The sequence below is a fragment of the Sphingomonas sp. PvP018 genome (genome assembly GCF_017876865.1).
Taxonomy (GTDB): Bacteria; Pseudomonadota; Alphaproteobacteria; order Sphingomonadales; family Sphingomonadaceae; genus Sphingomonas; species Sphingomonas aerolata.
In genome coordinates this window covers 2,678,346-2,701,519 of sequence record NZ_JAGIOU010000001.1, presented here as the reverse complement: position 1 = coordinate 2,701,519, position 23,174 = coordinate 2,678,346, and the positions used below count along the sequence as shown (strand labels likewise).

Below are 23,174 nucleotides of genomic sequence, written 5' to 3'. Positions count from 1 at the left end.
GCCCCCCTGCGGCGCTAGGCGTCGAGGGATGGCGCGGGGGACAACAACGGAACTTCACTGGTGGCAGACGCGCACGTTCGTCGCGTGCGTCGCGCTGGCATCGATCATCCCGCTGCTGTGGCCGGAGGTGCCGCCGCTGGTCGATCTGCCCGGGCATATGGGGCGCTACCGCGTCCAGCTCGCGATCGGCGACAATCCCTGGCTCAGCCAATGGTATGATTTCCGCTGGCAGCTGATCGGCAATCTCGGCATCGACCTGTTGATCGTGCCGCTTGCGCCGATCTTCGGGTTGCAGCTCGCGGTGAAGCTGATCGTCATGGCGATCCCCGCGCTTACCGTCACCGGACTGCTCTGGATCGCGCGCGAAGTGCATGGCCGGATCCCGGCGACCGCGCTGTTCGCGCTGCCGCTCGCCTATAGCTATCCGTTCCAGTTCGGCTTCGTGAACTTCGCGCTGGCGATGGCGCTCGCGCTCAACATGTTCGCGCTGTGGCTCCGCCTCGGGCGGCTCGAGCGGCTGCGGCTGCGCACGATCCTGTTCGTGCCCGGATCCTGCCTGCTCTGGCTGTGCCATACCTTCGGCTGGGGCGTGCTGGGCGTGCTCGCCTTCTCCGCCGAGCTGATCCGCCAGCACGACATCCGCAAGACCGGGGTGCGCGGCGAAGGCGCGATCAAGGGCTGGATCGGCGCGTTCATCCGCGCCGGGCTCAGCTGTATCCCGCTGGCGCTGCCGATGGTGATGATGGTGCTGTGGCGGTCGGGCGACCACGTCACCGGCAAGACGCAGGACTGGTTCAACTGGCGCTGGAAGATGAACTGGATCACGATGGTCCTGCGCGATCGCTGGATGGCGTTCGACATCGCGTCGGTCACCGTGCTGTTCGTGATCCTGTTCCGCGGCGTGCGCGACCAGACCATCGAATATTCGCGCAATCTCGCGCTGTCCGCGCTGTTCCTCGCGCTCGTCTATATCCTGTTGCCGCGCATCGTATTCGGCTCGGCCTATGCCGACATGCGCCTCGCGCCGTTCATGCTGGCGTTCGCGATCATCGCGCTGCGCCCGCGCAACCGCCTCTCGCTGCGCGGTGCCGCGACGCTGGCGGTGCTGGGGTTCAGCTTCTTCGCGGTCCGGCTGGCGGGCACCACGATCAGCTTCCTGATCTATGACCGCAGCTACGACCAGGCGATCGCGGCGATCGACACCGTGCCCGAGCGGGCGCGCGTGGTCTCGTTCGTCGGGCGCCGCTGTCGCGACGACTGGGCCTATTCGCGGCTCGAGCATGTCCCGGCGCTGCTGCTCGAGCGGCGGCTGGCCTTCACCAACGACCAGTGGTCGATGGCGGGCGGACAGCTGATGACGACGCGCTATCCGATCGCGCGCGGCTTCGCGCATGATCCGTCCGAAATCGTTACGGATATCCGCTGTCGTGGCCAGTTCTGGCGGCCGATCGCGATGGCGCTAGAGCATTTCCCCCGCGACGCGTTCGATTATGTCTGGCTGATCCACCCGCCGGCGTTCGACCCCGCGCTGATCCGCGACCTGACCCCGATCCGCCGCGACGGCACCAGCGTGCTGTACAAGGTCAACCGGTCGGCGGTTCCGCCCGCCGAAACGGAGTAAGCTCGCCAAGATACTCGCGGTCGGAGGCGACCGCCTCGCGTTCGCGGACGAGGAAATCGGCGATCGCGCGGCGGAAGCCCGGATCCGGGATGTAATGCGCGGAATAGGTCGCGACCGGCGCATAGCCGCGCGCGAGCTTGTGTTCGCCCTGCGCGCCCGCCTCGACCGTCGTCAGCCCGCGCGCGATCGCCGCGTCGATCGCCTGGTAATAGCATAGCTCGAAATGGAGGAACGGCACCTCCTCGGTCGCGCCCCAATAGCGGCCGTAGAGCGTGTCCGCACCGATCAGGTTGAGCGCCCCCGCGATCGGCACGCCGTCACGCTCGGCGAGGATCAGCAGCACCCGGTCGCCCATCGTCTGACCGATCCGGTCGAAAAAGGCGCGCGTCAGATAGGGCTGGCCCCATTTGCGGCTGCCCGTGTCCTGGTAGAAGACCCAGAACGCGTCCCAGTGCGCGGGCGTGATCTCCGCGCCCGTCAGATGGCGGATCGTCAGCCCCTCGACCGCGGCGGCGCGCTCCTTGCGGATCGCCTTGCGTTTGCGGCTGGCGAGGGCGGCGAGGAAATCGTCGAAGCTCGCATAGCCCTCATTCGTCCAGTGGAACTGCGTGCCCTGACGGATCAGCCATCCGGCGGCCTCGAACAGCGCGACTTCGGCGGGAGCGATGAAGGTCGCATGCGCGGAGGACAGCCCGCTCTGGTCGGTCACCGCCTCGAGCGCGGCGATCAGCGCGGGCGCAACTGCCGGGTCGCGCAGGAGCAGGCGTGGGCCGGGCACCGGGCTGAACGGCGCGGCGATCTGTAATTTGGGGTAATACTGCCCCCCCGCCCGCTCCCACGCATCGGCCCAGCCCTGATCGAACACATATTCGCCCTGGCTGTGGCTCTTGGCATAGGCGGGCGCGATGCCGGCCGGCCTGCCGTCGTCGCCATCGACGACCACCGGCAGCGCCTGCCACCCCGATCGTCCACCGACGCTTTTCGAGGCCTCGAGCGCGGCGAGGAAGGCGTGGCCGACGAACGGATTCGCGTCGCCGGCACAGGCGTCCCAGTCCTCCGCCGCGATCGAGGTAACGCCTTGGGCGATGCGGGCGGTGATGGCTGTCATGCGCTCCTAAAATAGGCGCGCAGGCGTCAGGCTCAAGCGGCTGGGCTCAAGCGGCGGAAACCTGGACGATCGCGTCGATCTCGACCGCGGCACCCAGCGGCAGCACGGGAACGCCGACCGCGGAGCGGGCATGCTTGCCGGCTTCGCCGAACAGCTGGACCATCAGGTCGGACGCGCCGTTCGCGACCTTGGGCTGATCGGTGAAATCGCCATGCGAATTGACGAACACGCCGAGCTTCACGATCCGCTCGACGCGGCCGAGCGAGCCGAGCGCCGCCTTCATCTGCGCGACCAGCATCAGCGCGCAACGCTGTGCCGCGTCCTGCCCGTCCTCGAGCGACACGCCGTCGCCGAGGCGACCGGTGACGATCTGGCCGTCCTTGAACGGCAGCTGGCCGGAGATGTGGAGCAGCCCATTCGCCTCGACGGCGGGAACATAGGATGCGACGGGGGCGGCGGCCTGCGGCAGCGTCAGGCCAAGCTCTTCGAGCTTGCGGTCGATACGATCGGTCATGTGCGCGGTCTCACCACAGCCACGGGGGGCGGGTCAAGCGTCCGCAGGCACCCCGGCGGCGAACCGCGCGGCGATCCAGGCTTCCGCCTCGCGCCAGTCGTCGATCCGGGCATGCGCGGCGGGCGCCTTGGGCACCGCCCCCGCCAGCGTCGGCTCGGACACCATGTGCAGCCGGTGGACGCCCGGCGCATGCCGCGCGACCGATTCGTGATGCACCGCAAGGTCGTCGACGAAGACGGTGACGGGGTTGCCATATTCGGCGACCAGCCGCGCGACGGGGTCGCCCTTGCCGCCCTGGTTGCACTCGACGCGGTGGGCGATGTCGAACGCGGCGAGCTGCTCGATCCGCGGCAGGCGACATTCGTCCTGCAAATTGGTCAGGATCATGATGTCCGCGATCTCGGCGAGCGACGCGAGCGCCTCGCGGGCATGCGGCACCAAAGTCTGGCGGTGCATCTCTGCGGGAAAGAACCCGCCGAGCAGCGCCCACATATCCTCGCGCGTGGGCGCGGGCCCGCCGTCGCGGCGCGTCATGCTGTTGGCGAAATCGCCGTGGCCGATTTCGAAATCGATATCATGCGCCTCGTCGAGCCAGGTGCCGAAATGCTTGACCATGTGCAGCAGCACTTCGTCGCAATCGCTGATCAGCAGCGGCTTCATGCCTCGAACCCCGGATCGAGCGTCATCCGCGCGCGGACCAGCGCCTCGGGCCTGATGCCGAGCGTTTCGGCGCAGGCGACAAGATCGGGTTCATGCGATTCGAGGAAACCGAGTACCGCCGCGAGCACGGCGGGCTCCCCAGCCCGCGTGCGCAGGTCGGCAGGGTCGAGTCCGGTCACCGACAACAGGCGCATCGCTCGGTCCGGCTCGCTCAGCGTCCATACCAGGGCTTGCAGCGCCAGGGCCTCAGCGTCTTCATTTGTAACGGCGCTGCGCATTGCCTATTGTCATCCTTCTTGAAACGAATGGTGGCTCGCGTGGCAAAGAAGGTGCTCGTTGTCGAGGACAACGAACTCAACCTGAAACTATTCTGCGACCTTTTGCGGGCGCATGATTACCTTGCCGAACCTGTACGCGACGGGCGCGAGGCGGTGGTCCGGGCGCGCGAATTCGCCCCCGACCTGATCATCATGGACATCCAGATGCCGCACGTCACCGGCTATGAGATCATCCTTGAGCTCAAGGCCGACGACGTGCTCAGCACGATCCCGGTGATGGCGGTCACCGCCTATGCAGGTCGCGAGGACGAGGACCGGATCCGTGCCGCGGGCGCGGACGCCTATATCTCGAAGCCGATCAGCCTCGCCCGCTTCATGGAAGCGGTGCGCGCGTTCATCTGAACGAACAACGAGACCTGCCGCGCAGGAACGCCAAAGGCCGCGGGTATCGCTACCCGCGGCCTTGCGATCGCATCGTAAACGCGCGACGGCATCGCCGCCGCGTCGACTTACTTGATCTTGGCTTCCTTGAACTCGACATGCTTGCGCACGACGGGATCATACTTGCTGAACGAGAGCTTCTCGGTCTTCGTGCGGGGATTCTTCTTGGTGACGTAGAAGAAGCCGGTGTCCGCGGTGCTGACGAGCTTGATCTTGACGGTAGTCGGCTTGGCCATGAGCCCAATCCTTAAGGCTGAAAATGCTAGGGCGGCAGCACGCATGCCACCGCCCGATCTGTCGCGGCGCATGGCGCATGCTGCCGGCCAAGTCAACCATATCACCCCATATTCGCCCCGGAATCCCGCATCAGAGGGTGTTTAACCGCATCTTTATCGGCATGGGCGCATGATGCATCCCATAAGAAAGACAGGAGGCGGGATCATGGGGCAGGTTGCCGAGCGAGTCGCGGAATTCCAGGATCTGGCGCTGGTAAAGGCCGAGCTTGCGGCCAGGATCGCCGCGATCGACGTCCGCGCGCCCTATACCCGCGCGACCGATCTCGCGCCCGATATCGACGCGATCCGCCTGATCGCGCATCGCAACGGCATGAACCCCGCGGTGACCGTCACGCACTTCATCGATTCGGCACTGTCGCGCGGCGAACATGGTGCGCTCGTCCATGGCTGGCTGATGACGCTGAGCGACGCGATCTACAGCGAGCGGCAGGACGTCCAGGCCTGCCATGTCTTCGCGGCCGCCTGTTCGGTCCGGCTCGCGGGATGACCCGCGCGTGACGCGTTAGCGATGGATGCGCTGATGGCGGCGCTCGTCGCCGCCGCGCTGGCGCAGGTCGGCGATCGGACCGCGTGGCTCGCCGCGATCCTGGCCGATCGGTATCGCAAGCCCCGGCTGGTGATCCTCGCGGCGGCGCTCGCGCTGCTGCTCGCGGGCAGCCTGGCGGTCGCGGGCGGGATCGCGGTCGCGCCGCTGCTGACCCCCAATGCGCGGCAACTGATGCTGGCGCTCGCGCTGATCCTCCAGGGCGGCGGTGCGCTCCTGCCGGTCAAGGCGCCCGATCCACTGCGCGGGTGGCGCACGGGCGCGATCGCCACCACCATGCTCGGGCTGTTCATCCTCGCCTTTGGCGACGGCATACAGTTCATCGTGGCCGCGCTTGCGCTCCGCAGTGCCGTACCGATGCTGGCGGCGGTCGGCGCGACGATCGGATCGCTGGTGGTGATCGTCCCCGCGGCGATGATGGGTGAAGCCGCGTGGCGCCGATGGCCGCTCGCCCGACTGCGCACCGGCATCGGGCTGATTTTCGTGCTCCTGGGGGTCATTCTGGGCCTGAGCGCTGCGCGATTGATCTAGCGGGGCGATCACTCAGATGAGGAATGGCGCATGCGCGACGGGAGCATTTCGGCTATCGCTTCGTTGACGCAACGATCCACAGACATTCCCATGCATGGAGTTTTCGATGCCCGCCACCAACCCCGCACTCGACACGCCCACCGATCTCGTCAGCAACAGCACGAAGACGGTTGCCGAGGCGCTCAATGCCTCGCTCGCCGATTGCTATGCCTTGTACCTGAAGACCAAGAACTTTCACTGGCACATGTCGGGTCCGCATTTCCGTGACTATCATCTGTTGCTTGATGACCAGGCGGCACAAATCCTGGGCGTGACCGATGCGATCGCCGAGCGCGTCCGCAAGACCGGCAACACGACGCTGCGCTCGATCGGCGACATTTCGCGCCGCCAGAGCATCCCTGACAATGACAAGGATTTTGTGGGACCGACCGAAATGCTCGCCGAGCTGCGCGAAGACAATCTGAAGCTCGTCGAACAGTTCCGGATCGTCAAGGACGCCGCCGACGAGGCCAAGGACAATGCCACCAGCGGCATCGTCGACGAGTGGACCGATCAGGCCGAGGAACGCGCCTGGTTCCTGTTCGAAGCCAGCCGCAAGGCCTGAACCCCGGCGCCCGTCCTGCCCGTGTCGGAACCGACATGGGCGGGACGGGTTCTGTCAGGAACAGGAGAATGCCCATGTTGAAGCTCGCCATCACCTTCTTGATCATCGGCCTCGTGCTGGCCCTGCTCGGATTTGGCGGCGTCGGCGGGGCGTTTATCGGCATCGCCAAGGTGCTGTTCTTCATCGCGATCGCGCTGTTCGTGATCTTCCTGGTGCTCGGTCTGCTGGCCGGCAAGGGAATCAAGAACGCGATCGACTGACGCGACGAGATCGCACCGGCCCGCGCCGATGCCACGACGTCAATACCACGACAGGGCCCTCGCCGGGAACGGCGGGGGCCTTTTTGATGTAGCGCCCGCAGCGACGTGGACGCCGGCCCGGAGCCGAGTGCCGGGCGGCGCGTTATCGGATCATGCATGCTTTCGCCGCGCTCCTCGATGCCCTCACCTATACGCGGTCGCGCAATGCGAAGCTGAAGCTGATCGGCGATTATCTGCGCGTGACGCCGGACCCCGATCGCGGCTGGGCGATGGCGGCGCTGACCGGCGATCTCGATCTGCCGGGGGTCAAATCGGCGGTCATCCGCGGGTTGATCGAGGACCGGGTCGATCCCGTTCTCTTCCGGATGAGCCGCGATTATGTCGGCGATACCGCCGAGACCGTCGCCCTGCTGTGGCCCGAGCCCGAGCCCTTGGGACCGGATCCAGTGCCGGCCGAACCGCTGTCGATCTCGCAGGTGGTCGACCGGCTGATGACGCTGTCGCGCGCCGAGGCGCCGGCGGCGCTTGCGGCGATGCTCGATCGCTCGGATGCGGAGGAGCGCTTCGCCCTGCTCAAGATGGCGACCGGCGGGCTGCGGATCGGCGTTTCGTCGCGCCTGGCGAAGACCGCGCTGGCGGATGCGTTCGGGCTCGACGTCGATGCGGTCGAGGAGGTGTGGCACGGGCTGGCAGCCCCCTATCCGACGCTGTTCGCCTGGGCGGAGGGGCATGGCGCGCAACCGACACCCGCCAACGTCCCCGTCTTCCGCCCCTTCATGCTCGCCCATGGTCTGGAGGATCTGCGCGTCGACCTCGCCGACTATGCGGCGGAGTGGAAATGGGACGGGATCCGCGTGCAGATCGTCCATGTCGCGGGGGAAACGCGACTCTACAGCCGGACCGGCGACGACGTGACCGCGAGCTTCCCCGAGATCGCCGCCGCCTTCGTCACGCCGGGGACGGTCGACGGCGAATTGCTGGTCAAGGGCGAGCATCAGGGGGGCACGCTGGAGGAGGGCGGCGGCGCGGCGAGCTTCAACGCGCTGCAGCAGCGGCTGGGGCGCAAGACCGTGTCGGCGAAGATGCTGGCCGAGTATCCGGCCTTTGTCCGCCTCTATGACCTGTTGATCGATGGCGACGAGGATCTGCGCGCGCTGCCCTGGACCGAGCGACGCGCGCGGCTCGAGGCGTTCATGACGCAGCTCGATGCCGAGCGCTTCGACCTGAGCCAGGTCATCGACGCCGCGGACTTCACCGCGCTCGAGGCGGTGCGCGCGGGCGCGCGCGACTCGGCGATCGAGGGCGTGATGCTCAAGCGCCGCGATTCGCCCTATGTCGGCGGGCGCCGCGTCGGGCTCTGGTATAAATGGAAGCGCGACCCGCTCACCGCGGATTGCGTGATGATGTACGCGCAGCGGGGCAGCGGCCGGCGGTCCTCCTATTATTCGGACTATACCTTTGGCTGCTGGACCGAGGAGGGCGAGCTGCTGCCGGTCGGCAAGGCCTATTCGGGGATCACCGACGAGGAGCTGCGGATGCTCGATTCGTTCGTCCGCAAAAACACGCTCAACCGGTTCGGGCCGGTGCGCGAGGTCGCCAAGACGATGGTGCTCGAAATCGCGTTCGACGCGCTGCAGGAGTCGAAGCGGCACAAGTCGGGGATTGCGATGCGGTTTCCGCGGATCGCGCGGATCCGGACGGACAAGCCCGCGGCCGAGGCCGACCGGATCGACACGCTCCGCCGGATGATTCCCGCGCCCTAGCCGTTGATCCGGATCTCGAACAGGGTTGGCCAGAGCTTGCCGGTGACGAACAGCCGCTTCTTCGCGGCATCCCAGGCGATGCCGTTGAGCACCGCGTCGCGGTCGCGGGCGCCGATCTCGGCGACCAGCGGACGCAGATCGATGATCGCGGTGACGCGGCCGGTGCCGGGGGCGATGCGGACGAGATATCCCGTCTGCCAGACGTTGGCGAGGATCGCGCCATCGACATATTCGAGTTCGTTGAGCTGCGTCAGCGGACGTCCGTCGATCGTCACGCCGATCCGGCGACGCTCGGCGAGTGTCCTTGGATCGCGCAGGATCAACGACGCGCTGCCGTCGGACTGGATCAGGCCATCCTTGTCGCTCGTCAGGCCCCAGCCCTCCCCCGCATAGCGGTTGGTGCCGGTCGGCTTGAGCGTGCCGGCGTCCCAGCGGTGCGCGATGCCGTCATGCCAGGTCAGGCTGATCAGCTCGTTCTTCCACAGGCCGAGCCCCTCGCCGAACTGTGCCGGATCGATCCGCCGGCGCGCGACGATACGACCATCTAGAAGCGTGACGCGGCGAACATCGGACTGCCCCTCCTTGCCCGTACTCTCGTAGAGCGCGCCATCGTGCCACAACAGGCCTTCGGTGAATGCCGTCGCATCGTGCGGATAGCGGGCCACGATGCTGACCGACAGGATCGGCACGGCTGGCGCGGGCGCAGGAGCGGGAGCAGGCGATGTGCGCGGTACAGACCGGGGCGCCGCGGGCGCGCCACCCGGGGTCGGTGCCGCTGCGCCCTGCGCTAGAACGGCAACGGCCGGCCCCGCAAGTGCGAGACCGGCCGCTATCAGGCTATGTCCGATCGTCATGCTGGTTTGAAAAACCCCGATGACCGGACGGACGGGATTAGCCGCCTGCGCTCAGGTTGACCGCTGCATACTTGCCGCGACGATCGACTTCGAGCTCGAACTCGAGCTTGTCGCCCTCGTTCAGCGTCGCCATGCCGGCACGCTCGACGGCCGAAATGTGCACGAACGCGTCAGGCTGGCCATCATCGCGCTGAATGAAGCCGAAGCCCTTCATCGCGTTGAAGAACTTGACCGTACCCGTTGCCTTCTCACCGGTCAGCTGGCGCTGCGGCGCGCCGCCTGCACCACGATCGGCACCGCCACGGGGTGCACCCGGGCCGGCATCGCGATCACGCGGCGGACCACGATCGGTCACGGCCATCGGCTCGCCATCGATCTTGAGATCGGTTGCCGAGATGCGGCCACCACGATCAACGAGCGTGAAGCCGAGCGGCTGACCCTCAGCGAGAGCGACCATGCCGGCCTGCTCGACTGCGCTGATGTGCACGAACACGTCCTCGCCGCCGTCATCGCGAACGACGAAGCCGAAGCCCTTCTGTGCGTTGAAGAACTTTACGACGCCGGTGCCTTCACCAACGACCTGGGGGGGCATGCCGCGCCCGGCACCACCGCCGCCGCCACTGAAGCCGCCGCCGCCGCCGCCGCGGTAACCACCGCCGCCACCGCCGCCGCCGCCGAAGCGATCACCGCCGCCGCCGAAGCTGCTGCCGCCGCCGTAGCTGCTGCCACCGCCACCATAGCTGCTGCCGCCGCCGCCGAACCGGTCACCGCCGCCGCCGAAGCTGCTGCCGCCACCGAAATCGTCGCTGCCGCCGCCGAAGCTGTCGCGCTTGTCGCGGCCACGCCCGCCACGGTTCCCGCGGCCACCTTTATCGAAACCCATAAGCCCTGATCGTCTTCCCGGTTCGCCCGCAAAATCTCTCCAAAGGCCGGCGTGTCCGGACGACGAACGCGGGCCCTCGGGCGCGAAACCTTTTGCGCCTTGGGGAAGGGCATAGCGCAAAAATCAAGCTATCGCGAACAGAATCTTGTCCGCTTGCTCCATTGGCGATGATCGCGGCAAAAGCATGGCGCACCCGCGTCATCGCGGAGGACCATTGAGCAAGGCGCCCCCGACCGCTAGGGCCACCGCATGACAGTGTATCTTCATGAAGGCGACATCCCGTCCGGGATCTTCGCACCGGGCGCCTCGATCGCCGTCGACACCGAGACCATGGGCCTCATCACGCCGCGCGACCGGCTCTGCGTCGTGCAGCTTTCGGATGGCGGCGCGGACGAACATCTCGTCCGGTTCGCGGCCGACAGCGACTATGCGGCGCCCAACCTCAAGGCGCTGCTCGCGGATCCGGAGCGGCTGAAACTCTACCATTTCGGACGATTCGATATCGCCGCGGTCCAGCATTATCTCGGCGTCGTCGCGGCGCCGGCCTATTGCACCAAGATCGCGTCGCGACTGGTCCGGACCTATACCGACCGGCACGGGCTCAAGGAGCTGGTGCGCGAACTGCTGGGCCAGGACGTGTCGAAGCAGCAGCAATCCTCCGACTGGGGGAGCCCGCATCTCAGCGAGGCGCAGAAGGACTATGCCGCGTCCGACGTCCGCTTCCTGCACCGGATGAAGGAGGAACTCGACAAGCGGCTGATTCGCGAAGGCCGCATGGAGCTGGCGCAGAAATGCTTCGACTTCCTGCCGACCCGTGCCGCGCTCGATCTCGCCGGATGGCCCGAGATCGACATCTTCGCGCACGCCTGACATGACCATGGCGCCCCCGTCCGACGCATCGGCGAAGACGATCCGGCAGGCCCGCTCGCCGCGTCAGGTCTGGGCGGCGCCGGGCAGCCGCCACGACCGCGTCGTCGGGCTGGCGCGACTCGGACTGCCGACCGCGATCGGCGTGCTGACCGCATTCCTGGTGATGGCGCCGCTGACCGCGGGCGGCGACGTATCGTTCGTGCTCGACAAGAACAAGGTCGAGGTCGCGCAGGAGCGCATGAAGCTGCAGGCCGCGCAATATCGCGGGCAGGATTCGAAGGGCCAGGCGTTCACGCTCGACGCCCGCTCGGCGATCCAGAAGAGCTCGGCCGAGCCGATCGTGCAGCTCAACACGCTGAGCGCGCAGCTCCAGCTCGCCGACGGCCCCGCCAACATCAAGGCGAATTCCGGGCGCTACGACATGGACACCGAGAAGGTGCAGCTGAACGGCCCGCTCAACGTCACCGCTCCCAACGGCTATGACCTGAAAACCACCAATGCGACGCTCGACATGCGCGCGCGGACGATGGACAGCGGCAGTGCGGTGACGGGAACGGTGCCGCAGGGCGTGTTCAGTGCGAACAAGCTGCATGCCGATCTGGAAGCCCGCACCGTCAGGCTCGACGGCAATGCGCGCTTGCGGATCGTGCCGCGAGGGCCGAAATAGCCGCCATGCGCCTCATACCATGCTCCGTCCTCCTGATGCTCTCCGCGGTCGCGGCGACCGGCGTCTCCGCGCAACGTGCGCACAACTCGAACGCGCCGATCGATTTCGGTGCGGACCATATCGAGCTGCAGGACAAGGCGAACCGTGCCGTGCTGAACGGAAGCGTGTCGGTCAAGCAGGCGGACATGACGCTGAATTCGGCGCGGATGACGGTGGCCTATACCGGCGAAGTCGTCGGCGGGAACCCGCAGGTGTCGCGCCTCGACGCGTCGGGCGGCGTGACGGTGCGCCGGCCGGACCAGACCGCGAAGAGCCAATATGCGATCTACGACCTCAACCGGCGGGTGATCACGATGCTCGGCGCGGTGACGCTGACCCAGGGTGGCAACACCGTGAATGGCGGGCGGCTGACGATGAATCTCGACACCGGTCGCGCGGTGATCGACGGATCGTCGGTCCGCGGCAGCGGCGGCGCGACGGCCAGCGGCGGCACCGTGACCCAGACGGGCGGGCGCGTGACCGGGACCTTCTCGGTTCCCAAGCGCAACTGATCCGATGACCGCACAGCCGGCCATCCGCAAACGTTGCCAGCCGACCGCCCGCCGCTTTTACCCGCCCGCCCTCAGCAAGGCCAAAGCCTGATGGATGCCCCCACGCTGCCCCCGATCGAAACCCCCGGCCCGCACGGCGACGCGATCGTCGAAGCGCCGACGACCAACGGCCTTCAGGTCGTGTCGATCGCCAAGTCCTATGACAAGCGCACCGTCCTGACCGATGTGTCGGTGTCGGTCGGGCGTGGCGAGGTGGTCGGGCTGCTCGGGCCGAACGGCGCCGGCAAGACGACGTGCTTCTATTCCGTGATGGGGCTGGTGAAGCCCGATTCGGGCCGGATCATGCTCGACGGCGACGATATCACGCGCCTGCCCATGTATCGGCGCGCGATCCTGGGGCTTGGCTATCTGCCGCAGGAAACCTCGATCTTCCGCGGGCTGACGATCGAGAAGAACATCCTGACGGTGCTCGAGCTGTCCGAGCCCGACAAGGCGGTGCGCGAGCGCAAGCTCGACACGCTTCTTGAGGAGTTCGGGCTGACCCGGCTGCGCGCCGCGCCCGCGATGGCGTTGTCGGGCGGCGAGCGGCGCCGGGCGGAGATCGCCCGCGCGCTGGCCGCCGAGCCGTCGATCATGCTGCTCGACGAGCCGTTTGCGGGCATCGATCCGATCTCGATCGCCGACATTCGCGACCTCGTGAAGGATCTCAAGCGCCGCGATATCGGCGTGCTGATCACCGACCACAATGTCCGCGAGACGCTCGACATCGTCGACCGCGCCTACATTATCTACGATGGCCGCGTGCTGTTCTCGGGCAGCCCGGCCGAACTGGTCGCGGACGCGAATGTCCGCCGCCTCTATCTGGGCGAGGGCTTCTCGCTCTAGTGTCATGAGCCTCGCGCCTCGCCTGGACCTTCGCCAATCGCAGTCGCTGGTGATGACCCCGCAATTGCAGCAGGCGATCAAGCTGCTGGCGTTGTCGAACCTGGAGATCGAGGGGTTCATCGCCGAGGAGATCGAGCGCAATCCGCTGCTCGAGGCGGGCGCCGCGGACGATGGCGACAGACCCGACCGCGAGCCCGGCCCGGATCCGGACGCCGCCGCCCGCGACGCCCCCCGCGACGAACGCGTCGCCGCCGACGAGCTGGTGAGCGGCAGTGTCGGCAGCGACGAGCCCGCGCTCGACATCGACTATGCGACCGAGAGCCATCACCAGGACAGCGTCGCCGACGGTGGCAGCGGCACCGACGGCGCGCTGTCGATGAGCGGGGCCGGCGCGGGCGGTGGCAGCGATGGCGACGGGAACGGTCTCGATCTGGACGGCTTTGCCGATACTGGGCTCAGCCTTGCCGATCATCTGCTGGCGCAGGCGGGCCCCGCGATCGCCGCGGATGATGCGTTCGTCGCGGCGCATCTGATCGACCAGATCGACGAGGCGGGATATCTCACCGTACCGCTGCTCGAGATCGCCAACCGGCTGGGCGTCGCGCTTGCCCGGGTCGAGCATGTCCTGGCGGTGATCCAGACCTTCGACCCGACCGGGGTGGGCGCGCGCGACCTAGCCGAATGCCTGACGATCCAGGCGCGGGAGGCGGATCGCTATGACCCCTGCATGGCGCGGCTGATCGACAATCTCGACCTGCTGGCGCGGGGCGAGATCGGGCGTCTGAAGCGGCTGTGCCAAGTCGACGACGAGGACATGGCGGACATGATCCGCGAGCTGCGCGGCTATGATCCGAAGCCCGGATGCCGGTTCGGCGGCGAACCGAGCCGCGCGGTCGTGCCCGACCTGTTCGTCGCGCGAACCAAGAGCGGGTGGAGCATCGAGATCAACACCGCGACGCTGCCGCGCATCCTCGTCAACCGCAGCTATTACACCGAACTGGCCCGGGGCGAGCAGGACAAGGCGTCGAAGGCGTGGCTCAGCGAGTGTCTCGCCAGCGCGAACTGGCTGGTCAAGGCGCTCGACCAGCGGCAGCGCACGATCATCAAGGTCGCAACCGAGATCGTGAAGCAGCAGGAGGCGTTCTTCCTCCACGGCGTCGCACATCTCAGGCCGATGACGCTGCGGATGGTCGCCGACGCGATCGAGATGCACGAATCGACCGTCAGCCGCGTGACTAGCAACAAATATGTCTCGTGCGGGCGCGGGCTCTACGAGCTGAAATATTTCTTCACCTCGGCGATCCAGTCGGCGGATGGCGGCGATGCGGTCTCGGCCCAGGCCGTCAAGAGCGCGATCAAGGCGCTGATCGCGAACGAGGGTGCCAAGATCCTGTCCGACGATACTTTGGTGGAATTGCTCGACGGCAAGGGCTTCGACATTGCCCGGCGCACCGTTGCCAAATATCGCGAGGCGCTCGGCATCGGCAGTTCGGTACAACGCCGCCGGGCGCGGGCGCTCGAGGGCACCCACTGACGCTTGCCTTCGCACCGGATCGGCGTAGCGTCCGGCTTGCATCACGGGGGGGCCCAGACCGATGAACGACCTTTCCGCCAGCCGTGATGGCGACGCCGAGCACGTGGCGACGTCGCCAGCGATGACCGCGGCCGAGCCCGATGGCGCCCCGCGCATCGCGGTGCTCGATATCCTGCGCGGGATCGCGATCCTCGGCATCCTGTTCATGAACATCAACGACATGGGCGGGTCGCTCTACGCGTCGTTCGACGATATCCGGCATTTCGGCTGGACCACGCAGGACCAGATCGCTTGGTGGCTGCGCGAGGTGATCGCCAACGGAACCGCCCGCTGCATGCTCGAGATGCTGTTCGGCGCCGGGATGGTGATCCTGACCGACCGCGCCGCGCAGCTGGCGGGGACGCGCGTGGTGATGAAGCGCTATTATGCGCGCAACCTGCTGCTGTTCGCGTTCGGCGTGGTGCACATCCTCGTCCTGCTGTGGCCGGGCGACATCCTCCACACCTATGGCCTGGCGGCGCTGATCGCCTTCCTGTTTCGCGGACTGCGACCCCGCCTGCTGCTGACCATCGGCCTGTCGGCGGCCGCGCTGCAGTTCGCCGGCGGCACCTACGGCTATGTCTCCACCACGCAGACCCAGGCGCAGGTCGCCGCGATCGAGAGCGCGCAACGCGCCGGGCGACCGGTCACCGCCGCAGACCGCACGCTGCTGACCAAGGTCGCCGAGGGAGCTGCAAGACGCGCTAAAACCAAGGCCGAGGATGCCGCGCGAATCGCCGCCGAGGACAAGGCGCGTACGGGCAGCTTCATGACCTGGGCGGCGTATCAGTGGAGTGTCATCGCCTATCTGCAGAGCCGTGGGCTCGAGCTGGTGTTCGTGTGGGAAGCGGCGGGCGTGATGCTGATCGGCGCGGCGCTGTACAGGCTCGGCATCCTGCAGGGCGGACGATCGCGTGCCTTCTATGCGCGGATGACGCTGATCGCCTACGGGATCGCGATCCCGCTGCGGATGATCGGCGCGGCGGAGCAGATGCGCTTCGATACCGCGCCGAAGACGCTCTGGGCGACCGCGGAGGTCAGCCGGCTGGCGATGACGCTCGGCCATGTCGGCGCCGTCCATCTGCTGGTCGGGACGATCGTCGGCGCGCGGCTGTTGCGGCCTTTCGCCGCCGCCGGCCGGACCGCGCTGTCGCTCTACGTGCTGCAGACGATCATCGGCCTGTGGATCCTGTTCCCGCCCTTCGCGCTCGGGCTGTACGGCGAGTTCGGCTGGGCGGCGCTGATGGGAATCGCGCTGGCGATCAATATCGGCCTATTGTGGCTCGCCAATGCCTATCTGCGCGCGTTCAGCATCGCGCCGGTCGAATGGGCGTGGCGGTCGCTGCTCGAGCGGCGCCGGCTGTCGTGGCGCAAAACGCGTATCACCCCCGCGATGCGGACGGCATCCGCCTAGTCGTCCTCGTCCTCGAACCCGACCAGCGCCAGCGCGCGCGCCTTGATCTGGCGGGTCATGCACCAGTGGACGAGCGCGTCCTCACGGCCATGCGTGACCCATACTTCGCGCGGTGCGATCTCGGCGAGCGTGTCGATGAGTTCGTCCCAGTCGGCATGGTCGCTGAGGATCAGCGGCAATTCGACATTCTTCTGCCGCGCGCGCCCGCGGACGCGCATCCAGCCACTCGCCATCGCGGTGATCGGGTCGGGCAGGCGTCGCGACCAGCGATCGTTGAGCGCGCCGGGCGGACACATCACGACATGCCCCGCCATGTCGGCCTTCTTGGCGTCCGCAACCGGCAGCAGGGTGCCCAGACGGACGCCGTGATCGGCGTAGAGATCGCACAGCCGCTGGAGCGCGCCATGGATGTAGATCGGCGCCTCGTGCCCCCGCGCGCGCAGTTCGGCGATCACGCGCTGCGCCTTGCCGAGCGCATAGGCCCCGACCAGCACGCAGCGGTCGGGGTTGGCGTGCAATGCGGCGATCAGCTTGTCGATCTCGTCGCCGGTATCGGGGTGGCGAAAGACCGGCAGGCCAAAGGTCGCCTCGGTGACGAACACGTCGCATTTGACGGGCTCGAACGGCGTACAGGTCGGATCGCTCCGCCGCTTGTAATCGCCCGAGACGACGACCCGTTCGCCGCGATAGTCGAGCACGATCTGCGCCGAACCCAGGACATGGCCGGCGGGGACGAAACCGATATCGACCTCGCCCATGCGGATCGTCTCGCCATAGGCGACCGGGTGACCCGATTGCGGACCATAGCGGGCATCCATGATCGCCAGCGTCTCGGGCGTCGCCCAGACCGCGGCATGGCCGCCGCGCGCATGATCCGCATGGCCGTGCGTGACGAGCGCCCTCTCGCTCGGGATCGACGGATCGATCCACGCGTCGATCGGCTTGACGAGGATGCCGTGCGGATGCGGTTCGAGCCAGTCGCCGAGTTTTGCCATCACGTTACTACGCCCGAGCCACGGCTGCGGTGCCACGCGCAACGGCGGAGCGGCACAAGCGCGGTCGCCTAGCGGCGCCGGCCGACCTTGACCGTCTTCAGGATCGCATCCATCCGCGCCGCGGCGACCGCCTGGGTCGGTGCATTGCGCGGCGGCGGCGATCCCGCCTTGGCCGCATAGGTGATCCGGTCGACCGCGTAGCAGGTGCCGCCGATAACGCTGCGCAGCGTGAGCGCGCGGACCTGCTGGCTCATCCCGGCATCGCCCGTCTCATAGGTCGTCCAGCGCTGGCCGCCGAGCGTGCGATCGGCGAGGCGGCGGCTGTTCGCCGATGTCAGCCCGTCGGTGGTGCAGCGCGCGATCACCGCCGTGCTCCGGCTGAAGCCGACCTGGATCATCTCGGTCACCTGCCCCTGCCCGTCGGTCGGCTTTGCGACCTGCCAGAACCGGACGATGCCGACGCCCCGCCCGGGCAGCGTGCCGTCCCACATCGTCCGCCAGCCGCTGGTCATCAACGCGCGACCTGCAAAGTTGCGCGTCGGGGTCAGGGTCGACGGATAGGCGAGGCGAACGGTGCCGCCTGCGCCGACGAACTTCTGCGTCGCCGCCGTCGCATTGGCAAAGGGCAACAGCGCGATCAGGGACAGCGGCGCGAGATGGCGAAGAATCGACAAGGTTGGTCTTTCACAGGCTAAACAGATCGATGGTCCGACAAATTGCCGACCGGGTGAGCGCCGTCCATGGCGTTGCGGCATAGTGCACCCATATGACGACCATGCGTGAACAGGCCGTGAGCGACCTTCCCCCCCAACTTGACGACTGGTTTGCGACACGGGGCTGGCGGCCGCGCCGGCATCAGACCGACATGCTGGCGCAGGGGCGCGCCGGGCACCACGCGCTGCTGGTCGCGGCGACGGGGGCCGGCAAGACGCTCGCCGGCTTCCTGCCGACGCTCGCCGAGCTGATCGAGGAGCCGACCAGCGGGCTTCACACGCTCTATGTCTCGCCGCTGAAGGCGCTCGCGGTCGACGTCCAGCGCAACCTGCTGACGCCGATCGAGGAGATGGGCGTCGACATCCGCGTCGAGACTCGCACCGGCGACACGCCGTCGGACCGCAAGGCACGGCAACGCGTGAAACCGCCGCAGATCCTGCTGACCACCCCCGAATCGCTGTCGCTGCTGCTGAGCTATCCCGACAGCATCACGATGTTCGAGGGCATCCGCACGATCGTGATCGACGAGGTCCATGCGTTTGCGACCGGCAAGCGCGGCGACCTGCTTTCGCTGTGCATGGCGCGGTTGCAGACAATCTCGCCGGGGATGCGGCGCGTCGCGCTGTCGGCGACGGTCGCCGATGCGGATGGCTATCGCGCGTGGCTCGCCCCCGACGGCGATATCGACCAGGTCGCGATGGTGCAGGGCGAGGCAGGCGCGGATCCGGACATCGCGATCCTGCTGCCCGAGGGGCGCATCCCCTGGTCGGGCCATTCGGGCCGCTATGCCGCCGAGCAGGTGATGGCGGAGATCGAAAAGCATGCGACGACGATCGTGTTCTGCAACACGCGCAGCCTCGCCGAGCTGATCTTCCAGGATCTGTGGAAGGTGAACGCCAATACGCTGCCGATCGGCGTCCATCACGGCAGCCTCGCGCGCGAGGCACGACGCAAGGTCGAGGGCGCGATGGCGGAGGGCAAGCTGCGCGCGCTGGTCGCGACCGCCAGCCTCGACCTCGGCGTCGACTGGGGCAATGTCGACTGCGTGATCCAGATGGGGGCGCCCAAGGGTTCGTCGCGGCTGCTCCAGCGCATCGGCCGCGCCAATCACCGGCTCGACGAGGCGAGCAAGGCGATCCTCGTCCCCGGCAACCGGTTCGAATATCTCGAGGCGCGCGCCGCATTGGACGCGGTCGAGGCGGGCGAACTCGATCCCGACCTGTTCCGCGTCGGCGCGCTCGACGTGCTGGCGCAGCATGTGATGGCGTGCGCCTGCGCCGCGCCGTTCCGCGAGGAGGACCTGCTCGACGAGGTCCGCTCGGCCCTCCCTTATTCGGCGCTGCCAGCCGAGACCTTCTCGCGCGTGCTCGGCTTCATCAGCGACGGCGGCTATGCGCTCAAGGCCTATGACCGGTTCAAGCGGCTGACGCAGGATGCGGACGGCACATGGCGGATCAGCCACCCCAAGTTCATCGGCCAGCACCGGCTGAACGCCGGGATCATCGTCGAGGCGACGATGCTCAACGTCCGGTTCGGCAATGGCCGCGCGCTCGGCCGCGTCGAGGAAGGCTTCGCGGCGCAGCTCAGCCCCGGCGACACCTTCTTCTTCGCCGGGCTCAGCCTTGAAGTCATCAAGATGGACACCGAGGACCTCGTCGTCCGCGCGACGTCCAAGCCGGCGCGGATCCCGACCTATGGCGGCAGCCGGATGCCGCTGTCGACCAACCTCGCCGACCGCGTCCGCGGCTTCCTCGCGCATCCCGGCGAATGGGCGCGCTTTCCCGACGATGTGCGCGAATGGCTCGAATATCAGCGGTTGCGCTCGGTCCTGCCTGAACCCGGGCAGCTGCTGGTCGAGACCTTCCCGCGCGAGGGGCGGCATTACATGGTCGCCTACAGCTTCGAGGGGTGGAACGCGCACCAGTCGCTCGGCATGCTGATCACGCGGCGGATGGAGACGCAGGGGCTCAAACCGCTCGGCTTCGTCGCGAACGACTATGCGCTGGCGGTGTACGGGATCGACAAGATCACCGACCCAGCATCGCTGTTCTCCGCCGACATCCTCGAACATGAGTTCGTCGACTGGGTGCAGCAATCGCATCTGCTCAAACGCGCGTTTCGCGAGGTCGCGGTGATCGGCGGGCTGGTCGAGCGCCAGCACCCCGGCAAGCGCAAGACCGGGCGCCAGGTCACCTTCTCGACCGACCTGATCTATGACGTGCTGCGCAAATACGAGCCGACGCATTTGCTGCTGGAAGCCGCTTGGGCGGATGCGCGGGCGCGGATGACCGATGTCGGGCGACTGGCCGGGCTGCTCGACCGTGCGGCGGAGACGATGCTGCATGTCGATCTCGAGCGCGTGACGCCGCTCGCGGTGCCGATCCTGACGCTGATCGGGCGCGAGAAGGTCGCCACCAACACGTCCGACGACGCCTTGCTGATCGAGGCGGAGGCGCTGGCGGCCGAGGCGATGCGGATCGACTGAACGGACCCGAGACGAACCAGGGACGAACGACTTGTCGTCCGTCGGTTTCGGGCGCAGCATCGGGTCATGCGCAGGTGGTCAGGCCCGGTGTTGCTCATCATCGCTGCCCCGGCTGCGGCCCAGCAGTCTGCCCCGGACGCTACCCCGCAACCCGCCGCCCCGCCCGCTTATGCTGCACCGGTCGATGATGCAGCATCTGCAGCAAACACGGTGATGCTGTTCGGGCAGGACGAGAGCAGGATGACCGTGCCCGTGTCGATCGCGGGCACCAGTCCGCAGAAGTTCGTCGTCGATACCGGCGCGCAACGCACCGTGATCTCACGCGAGCTTGCGGCGGTGTTGCGGCTTGCGCCCGGCCGGATCGTCCGCGTCACGGGCATGACCGGATCGGACAACGTCGCGACCGTGATCATCCCGGCGCTGCGGGTCGGCACGATCGACACCCCGGCAATCGAGGCACCCGCGATCGCCGCGCAGAACCTGGGCGCGCTGGGGCTGCTGGGGATCGACACGCTGCAGGGACGCGCGGTGGGAATCGATTTCGACACCCGCACGATGACCGTGACGCCCGCGCGCCGGCGCAACCGCCGCGAGCGGACCGAGCGGGGCGAGATCGTCGTCCGGGCGCGCAGCCTGTTCGGCCAGCTCGTCGTCACCGACGCCTATTGCAACGGCGTCCGGATCCGCGTGATCATCGATACCGGGTCGTCGGTCAGCATGGGCAATGCCGCACTGCGCCGCAAACTGTTGCGCAAGCCGGTCCGGTCGCAATCGATCGCGCTGACCGGTGTCACCGGACAGACGGTGATGGCAGACTATTCGACGATCGATCGCGTCATGATCGGCAGCCTAACGATCACCAGCCTGCCGATCGCGCTGACGGCCGTCGATGCCCCGCCCTTTCGCCAGTTCGGGCTGGCGGAGCGGCCCGCAATCCTGCTCGGCATGGATGCGCTGACGTTGTTCCGGCGCGTCGACATCGACTTTGCCAATCGCGAGGTGCGGCTTGCCCTGCCGCGCAATGTCCCGCAGCGTTGAGGTTGCGTGATCGATCATTCGCTGCAACGCTGCTGCAATAAACGATCAAGGGGACGACGATGCGCGCAGTAAGCAGGGTGATGGCGGGAGTGATGCTGACGGCCAGTGTCGTCACCATGCCCGGTACGGGATTTGCGCAGAGCCGCCCCGACCAGAAGGCGTTTTTCGGACTCTACAAGGAGCTGGTCGAAACCAACACGACGCTGTCCTCAGGCAGCTGCACACAGGCCGCGGCGCAGATCGGCGCACGGCTGAAAAGCGCGGGCTATGCCGATGCCGACATCACCTATTTCTCGGTGCCCGAGCATCCCAAGGATGGCGGGCTGGTCGCGGTGCTGAAGGGGTCGGACGCATCGATCAAGCCGATGCTGCTGCTCGGCCATCTCGACGTCGTCGAGGCCAAGCGCGAGGACTGGGTGCGCGATCCGTTCACGCTGATCGAGGAGGGCGGCTATTATTATGCGCGCGGCACCGTCGACGACAAGGCGCAGGCGGCGATCTGGTCCGACGCGATGATCCGCTTCAAGACATCGGGCTACACGCCGAAGCGGACGATCAAGCTCGCGCTGACCTGTGGCGAGGAGACGACCTTTGCGTGGAACGGCGCGCAATATCTCGCCGCGAGCAAGCCCGACCTGATTGCCGCCGAATTCGCGTTGAACGAGGGCGGCGGCGGGCGGCTCGACGATACTGGCAAGCGCCAGCTGCTGGCGATCCAGGTCGGTGAGAAGGCCGCGCAGAATTACACTTTCACCGCAACCAACCCCGGCGGGCACAGCTCGCAGCCGACGCCCGACAATGCGATCTACGAACTCGCGGACGCGGTGAAGGCGGTGCAGGGCCATGAATTCCCCGTGACCTTCACCGACACGACGCGCGCCTTCTTCGCCGCGAGTGCAAAGGCGATGCCGGGGACGATGGGTGACGCGATCACGCGCCTGCTCGCCAACCCGCAGGACAAGGCGGCGGACGCGATCGTCAGCCGCGACAAGGCGATGCATTCGACGTTGCGCACGACCTGTGTCGCGACGTTGCTGAGTGCGGGCCATGCCGAAAACGCGCTGCCGCAGCGCGCGACCGCGAATGTGAACTGCCGGATCTTTCCCGGCGAGACGGTCGACGGCACGCTGGCCAAGCTGAAGTCGCTCGCCGGTACCAAGGTGAGCGTGACCGCGAACCAGCCGGTCCGGCCGACCGCGATCCCGCCGACGCTCGACCCCAAGATCATGGGCCCGGTGACGAAGGTCGCGGCCAAGCACTTCCCAGGGCTGCCGATCCTGCCGCTGATGTCGACCGGCGCGACCGACGGGATCTTCTTCGAGGCGATCGGCATCCCGGTTTACGGCGCACCGGGCGTGTTCATCGACAAGGACATGGGCGGGATCCACGGGCTGAACGAACGGATCCGGGTGGCGTCGCTCTATGACGGCCGCGACTATCTGTACGATCTGGTCAAGGCGTTCGCGGGATGACGCTGAATCCCTCTCCCCTTGGGGGAGAGGGAGGGAGGAGCCGCGCGCGACGGAAGGGTGAGGGGTATTGGGTCGGGGTCCCTAGCCACACGCCCCTCACCCTTCCCACCCGGCTTCGCCGTGCGGGCCCCTTCCCTCTCCCCCTAGGGGAGA

At 67.4% G+C, this 23,174-nt stretch carries 25 protein-coding genes; 16 read left to right on the top strand and 9 right to left on the bottom strand.

Annotation, left to right across the window (positions count from 1 at the left end):
- Positions 1-28: 28 nt before the first annotated feature.
- Entirely contained in the window at positions 29-1,621 is a 1,593-nt protein-coding gene (locus J3A66_RS11930) for a hypothetical protein (protein ID WP_051916706.1), read from the top strand.
- Here J3A66_RS11930 and J3A66_RS11925 read toward each other — a convergent pair.
- From J3A66_RS11925 to J3A66_RS11910, 4 genes are read right to left on the bottom strand one after another with little or no spacing between them, the layout of a single operon-like run.
- Positions 1,584-2,729: a GNAT family N-acetyltransferase gene (locus J3A66_RS11925; protein WP_209569059.1), complete on the bottom strand. Its 1,146-nt coding sequence runs from the start codon at positions 2,727-2,729 to the stop codon at positions 1,584-1,586. The two genes, J3A66_RS11930 and J3A66_RS11925, sit on opposite strands and share 38 nt — an antisense overlap.
- 46 nt (positions 2,730-2,775) lie before the next feature.
- Entirely contained in the window at positions 2,776-3,243 is a 468-nt protein-coding gene (locus J3A66_RS11920; protein ID WP_031396590.1) for a RidA family protein, read from the bottom strand.
- Between the two features lie 33 nt (positions 3,244-3,276).
- Positions 3,277-3,903 carry an HAD family hydrolase gene (locus tag J3A66_RS11915; RefSeq protein WP_209569058.1) on the bottom strand — a complete coding sequence of 209 codons (627 nt, stop codon included), beginning with the start codon at positions 3,901-3,903 and terminating at the stop codon, positions 3,277-3,279.
- A complete protein-coding gene (locus J3A66_RS11910; RefSeq protein WP_056673459.1) occupies positions 3,900-4,181 on the bottom strand; it encodes a DUF3572 domain-containing protein in 282 nt (93 codons plus the stop codon). The genes J3A66_RS11915 and J3A66_RS11910 overlap by 4 nt, the downstream gene beginning before the upstream one ends.
- 39 nt (positions 4,182-4,220) lie before the next feature.
- Here J3A66_RS11910 and J3A66_RS11905 point away from each other — a divergent pair, with 39 nt between their 5' ends.
- Positions 4,221-4,583 carry a response regulator gene (locus tag J3A66_RS11905; RefSeq protein ID WP_159511935.1) on the top strand — a complete coding sequence of 121 codons (363 nt, stop codon included), beginning with the start codon at positions 4,221-4,223 and terminating at the stop codon, positions 4,581-4,583.
- Positions 4,584-4,690: 107 nt separating this feature from the next.
- On the opposite strand, the gene rpmG is transcribed toward J3A66_RS11905, so the two are convergent.
- Positions 4,691-4,858 (bottom strand): 50S ribosomal protein L33, encoded by a 168-nt coding sequence (gene rpmG, locus J3A66_RS11900; RefSeq protein ID WP_017977469.1) that lies wholly within the window; start codon positions 4,856-4,858, stop codon positions 4,691-4,693.
- 205 nt (positions 4,859-5,063) lie between these two features.
- Here rpmG and J3A66_RS11895 point away from each other — a divergent pair, with 205 nt between their 5' ends.
- The 5 genes from J3A66_RS11895 to J3A66_RS11875 all read left to right on the top strand — a co-directional run bounded on the left by J3A66_RS11895 (position 5,064) and on the right by J3A66_RS11875 (position 8,620).
- Complete coding sequence (locus tag J3A66_RS11895; RefSeq protein WP_042466204.1) at positions 5,064-5,405, top strand: hypothetical protein; 342 nt, start codon at positions 5,064-5,066, stop codon at positions 5,403-5,405.
- A 21-nt stretch (positions 5,406-5,426) separates the two neighbouring features.
- Positions 5,427-5,993 carry a TMEM165/GDT1 family protein gene (locus J3A66_RS11890; RefSeq protein ID WP_209569057.1) on the top strand — a complete coding sequence of 189 codons (567 nt, stop codon included), beginning with the start codon at positions 5,427-5,429 and terminating at the stop codon, positions 5,991-5,993.
- A 106-nt stretch (positions 5,994-6,099) separates the two neighbouring features.
- On the top strand, positions 6,100-6,597 hold the full coding sequence (locus J3A66_RS11885) for a DNA starvation/stationary phase protection protein (protein ID WP_031395539.1): 498 nt from the start codon (positions 6,100-6,102) through the stop codon (positions 6,595-6,597).
- A 74-nt stretch (positions 6,598-6,671) separates the two neighbouring features.
- On the top strand, positions 6,672-6,857 hold the full coding sequence (locus J3A66_RS11880) for a DUF1328 domain-containing protein (RefSeq protein WP_031395540.1): 186 nt from the start codon (positions 6,672-6,674) through the stop codon (positions 6,855-6,857).
- A gap of 152 nt (positions 6,858-7,009) precedes the next feature.
- Positions 7,010-8,620, top strand: coding sequence for a cisplatin damage response ATP-dependent DNA ligase (locus tag J3A66_RS11875; RefSeq protein WP_209569056.1), 1,611 nt, complete (start codon positions 7,010-7,012; stop codon positions 8,618-8,620).
- Here J3A66_RS11875 and J3A66_RS11870 read toward each other — a convergent pair.
- Both J3A66_RS11870 and J3A66_RS19460 read right to left on the bottom strand, forming a co-directional pair.
- Positions 8,617-9,474: a glutaminyl-peptide cyclotransferase gene (locus tag J3A66_RS11870; protein WP_209569054.1), complete on the bottom strand. Its 858-nt coding sequence runs from the start codon at positions 9,472-9,474 to the stop codon at positions 8,617-8,619. The genes J3A66_RS11875 and J3A66_RS11870 overlap by 4 nt on opposite strands.
- A 37-nt stretch (positions 9,475-9,511) precedes the next feature.
- Positions 9,512-10,357 carry a cold-shock protein gene (locus tag J3A66_RS19460; RefSeq protein WP_209569052.1) on the bottom strand — a complete coding sequence of 282 codons (846 nt, stop codon included), beginning with the start codon at positions 10,355-10,357 and terminating at the stop codon, positions 9,512-9,514.
- 249 nt (positions 10,358-10,606) lie between these two features.
- Between J3A66_RS19460 and J3A66_RS11860 the strand changes: the two genes are divergently transcribed.
- The 6 genes from J3A66_RS11860 to J3A66_RS11835 all read left to right on the top strand — a co-directional run bounded on the left by J3A66_RS11860 (position 10,607) and on the right by J3A66_RS11835 (position 16,317).
- Positions 10,607-11,227: a ribonuclease D gene (locus tag J3A66_RS11860; protein ID WP_166746487.1), complete on the top strand. Its 621-nt coding sequence runs from the start codon at positions 10,607-10,609 to the stop codon at positions 11,225-11,227.
- A 1-nt stretch (position 11,228) separates the two neighbouring features.
- Positions 11,229-11,894: an LPS export ABC transporter periplasmic protein LptC gene (gene lptC, locus J3A66_RS11855; RefSeq protein WP_234387468.1), complete on the top strand. Its 666-nt coding sequence runs from the start codon at positions 11,229-11,231 to the stop codon at positions 11,892-11,894.
- 5 nt (positions 11,895-11,899) lie between these two features.
- Complete coding sequence (locus J3A66_RS11850) at positions 11,900-12,445, top strand: LptA/OstA family protein (RefSeq protein ID WP_209569050.1); 546 nt, start codon at positions 11,900-11,902, stop codon at positions 12,443-12,445.
- Between the two features lie 90 nt (positions 12,446-12,535).
- Positions 12,536-13,330 carry an LPS export ABC transporter ATP-binding protein gene (lptB, locus tag J3A66_RS11845; protein ID WP_107045271.1) on the top strand — a complete coding sequence of 265 codons (795 nt, stop codon included), beginning with the start codon at positions 12,536-12,538 and terminating at the stop codon, positions 13,328-13,330.
- Positions 13,331-13,334: 4 nt separating this feature from the next.
- Positions 13,335-14,864, top strand: a complete 1,530-nt coding sequence (rpoN, locus tag J3A66_RS11840; protein WP_209569048.1) for an RNA polymerase factor sigma-54 — start codon at positions 13,335-13,337, stop codon at positions 14,862-14,864.
- A 61-nt stretch (positions 14,865-14,925) separates the two neighbouring features.
- Positions 14,926-16,317 carry a DUF418 domain-containing protein gene (locus J3A66_RS11835; protein ID WP_209569046.1) on the top strand — a complete coding sequence of 464 codons (1,392 nt, stop codon included), beginning with the start codon at positions 14,926-14,928 and terminating at the stop codon, positions 16,315-16,317.
- On the opposite strand, the gene J3A66_RS11830 is transcribed toward J3A66_RS11835, so the two are convergent.
- Together J3A66_RS11830 and J3A66_RS11825 are read right to left on the bottom strand one after the other, a co-directional pair.
- Positions 16,314-17,312 (bottom strand): ligase-associated DNA damage response exonuclease, encoded by a 999-nt coding sequence (locus J3A66_RS11830; RefSeq protein ID WP_031438833.1) that lies wholly within the window; start codon positions 17,310-17,312, stop codon positions 16,314-16,316. The two genes, J3A66_RS11835 and J3A66_RS11830, sit on opposite strands and share 4 nt — an antisense overlap.
- A gap of 68 nt (positions 17,313-17,380) precedes the next feature.
- Complete coding sequence (locus J3A66_RS11825; protein ID WP_192098034.1) at positions 17,381-17,986, bottom strand: hypothetical protein; 606 nt, start codon at positions 17,984-17,986, stop codon at positions 17,381-17,383.
- A gap of 92 nt (positions 17,987-18,078) precedes the next feature.
- Between J3A66_RS11825 and J3A66_RS11820 the strand changes: the two genes are divergently transcribed.
- From J3A66_RS11820 to J3A66_RS11810, 3 genes are all read left to right on the top strand, one after another.
- Positions 18,079-20,511, top strand: coding sequence for a ligase-associated DNA damage response DEXH box helicase (locus J3A66_RS11820; protein WP_245336809.1), 2,433 nt, complete (start codon positions 18,079-18,081; stop codon positions 20,509-20,511).
- A gap of 66 nt (positions 20,512-20,577) precedes the next feature.
- Positions 20,578-21,549, top strand: coding sequence for an aspartyl protease family protein (locus J3A66_RS11815; protein WP_209569044.1), 972 nt, complete (start codon positions 20,578-20,580; stop codon positions 21,547-21,549).
- Positions 21,550-21,641: 92 nt separating this feature from the next.
- Positions 21,642-23,021, top strand: coding sequence for a M20/M25/M40 family metallo-hydrolase (locus J3A66_RS11810; RefSeq protein WP_245336808.1), 1,380 nt, complete (start codon positions 21,642-21,644; stop codon positions 23,019-23,021).
- Positions 23,022-23,174: the final 153 nt, after the last annotated feature.

Excerpts from the sequence above, each read along its gene's own strand:
- rpoN (WP_209569048.1), top strand. The coding sequence starts at position 13,335 with ATGAGCCTCGCGCCTCGCCTGGACCTTCGCCAATCGCAGTCGCTGGTG.
- J3A66_RS11835 (WP_209569046.1), top strand. The coding sequence starts at position 14,926 with ATGAACGACCTTTCCGCCAGCCGTGATGGCGACGCCGAGCACGTGGCG.
- J3A66_RS11875 (WP_209569056.1), top strand. The coding sequence starts at position 7,010 with ATGCATGCTTTCGCCGCGCTCCTCGATGCCCTCACCTATACGCGGTCG.
- J3A66_RS11815 (WP_209569044.1), top strand. The coding sequence starts at position 20,578 with ATGCGCAGGTGGTCAGGCCCGGTGTTGCTCATCATCGCTGCCCCGGCT.
- J3A66_RS11885 (WP_031395539.1), top strand. The coding sequence starts at position 6,100 with ATGCCCGCCACCAACCCCGCACTCGACACGCCCACCGATCTCGTCAGC.
- J3A66_RS11915 (WP_209569058.1), bottom strand. The coding sequence starts at position 3,903 with ATGAAGCCGCTGCTGATCAGCGATTGCGACGAAGTGCTGCTGCACATG.
- J3A66_RS11860 (WP_166746487.1), top strand. The coding sequence starts at position 10,607 with ATGACAGTGTATCTTCATGAAGGCGACATCCCGTCCGGGATCTTCGCA.
- J3A66_RS11810 (WP_245336808.1), top strand. The coding sequence starts at position 21,642 with ATGCTGACGGCCAGTGTCGTCACCATGCCCGGTACGGGATTTGCGCAG.
- J3A66_RS19460 (WP_209569052.1), bottom strand. The coding sequence starts at position 10,357 with ATGGGTTTCGATAAAGGTGGCCGCGGGAACCGTGGCGGGCGTGGCCGC.
- J3A66_RS11870 (WP_209569054.1), bottom strand. The coding sequence starts at position 9,474 with ATGACGATCGGACATAGCCTGATAGCGGCCGGTCTCGCACTTGCGGGG.
- J3A66_RS11850 (WP_209569050.1), top strand. The coding sequence starts at position 11,900 with ATGCGCCTCATACCATGCTCCGTCCTCCTGATGCTCTCCGCGGTCGCG.
- J3A66_RS11880 (WP_031395540.1), top strand. The coding sequence starts at position 6,672 with ATGTTGAAGCTCGCCATCACCTTCTTGATCATCGGCCTCGTGCTGGCC.
- J3A66_RS11930 (WP_051916706.1), top strand. The coding sequence starts at position 29 with ATGGCGCGGGGGACAACAACGGAACTTCACTGGTGGCAGACGCGCACG.
- J3A66_RS11890 (WP_209569057.1), top strand. The coding sequence starts at position 5,427 with ATGGATGCGCTGATGGCGGCGCTCGTCGCCGCCGCGCTGGCGCAGGTC.
- J3A66_RS11830 (WP_031438833.1), bottom strand. The coding sequence starts at position 17,312 with ATGGCAAAACTCGGCGACTGGCTCGAACCGCATCCGCACGGCATCCTC.
- J3A66_RS11895 (WP_042466204.1), top strand. The coding sequence starts at position 5,064 with ATGGGGCAGGTTGCCGAGCGAGTCGCGGAATTCCAGGATCTGGCGCTG.
- rpmG (WP_017977469.1), bottom strand. The coding sequence starts at position 4,858 with ATGGCCAAGCCGACTACCGTCAAGATCAAGCTCGTCAGCACCGCGGAC.
- lptC (WP_234387468.1), top strand. The coding sequence starts at position 11,229 with ATGACCATGGCGCCCCCGTCCGACGCATCGGCGAAGACGATCCGGCAG.
- J3A66_RS11910 (WP_056673459.1), bottom strand. The coding sequence starts at position 4,181 with ATGCGCAGCGCCGTTACAAATGAAGACGCTGAGGCCCTGGCGCTGCAA.
- J3A66_RS11920 (WP_031396590.1), bottom strand. The coding sequence starts at position 3,243 with ATGACCGATCGTATCGACCGCAAGCTCGAAGAGCTTGGCCTGACGCTG.
- J3A66_RS11925 (WP_209569059.1), bottom strand. The coding sequence starts at position 2,729 with ATGACAGCCATCACCGCCCGCATCGCCCAAGGCGTTACCTCGATCGCG.
- lptB (WP_107045271.1), top strand. The coding sequence starts at position 12,536 with ATGGATGCCCCCACGCTGCCCCCGATCGAAACCCCCGGCCCGCACGGC.
- J3A66_RS11820 (WP_245336809.1), top strand. The coding sequence starts at position 18,079 with ATGACGACCATGCGTGAACAGGCCGTGAGCGACCTTCCCCCCCAACTT.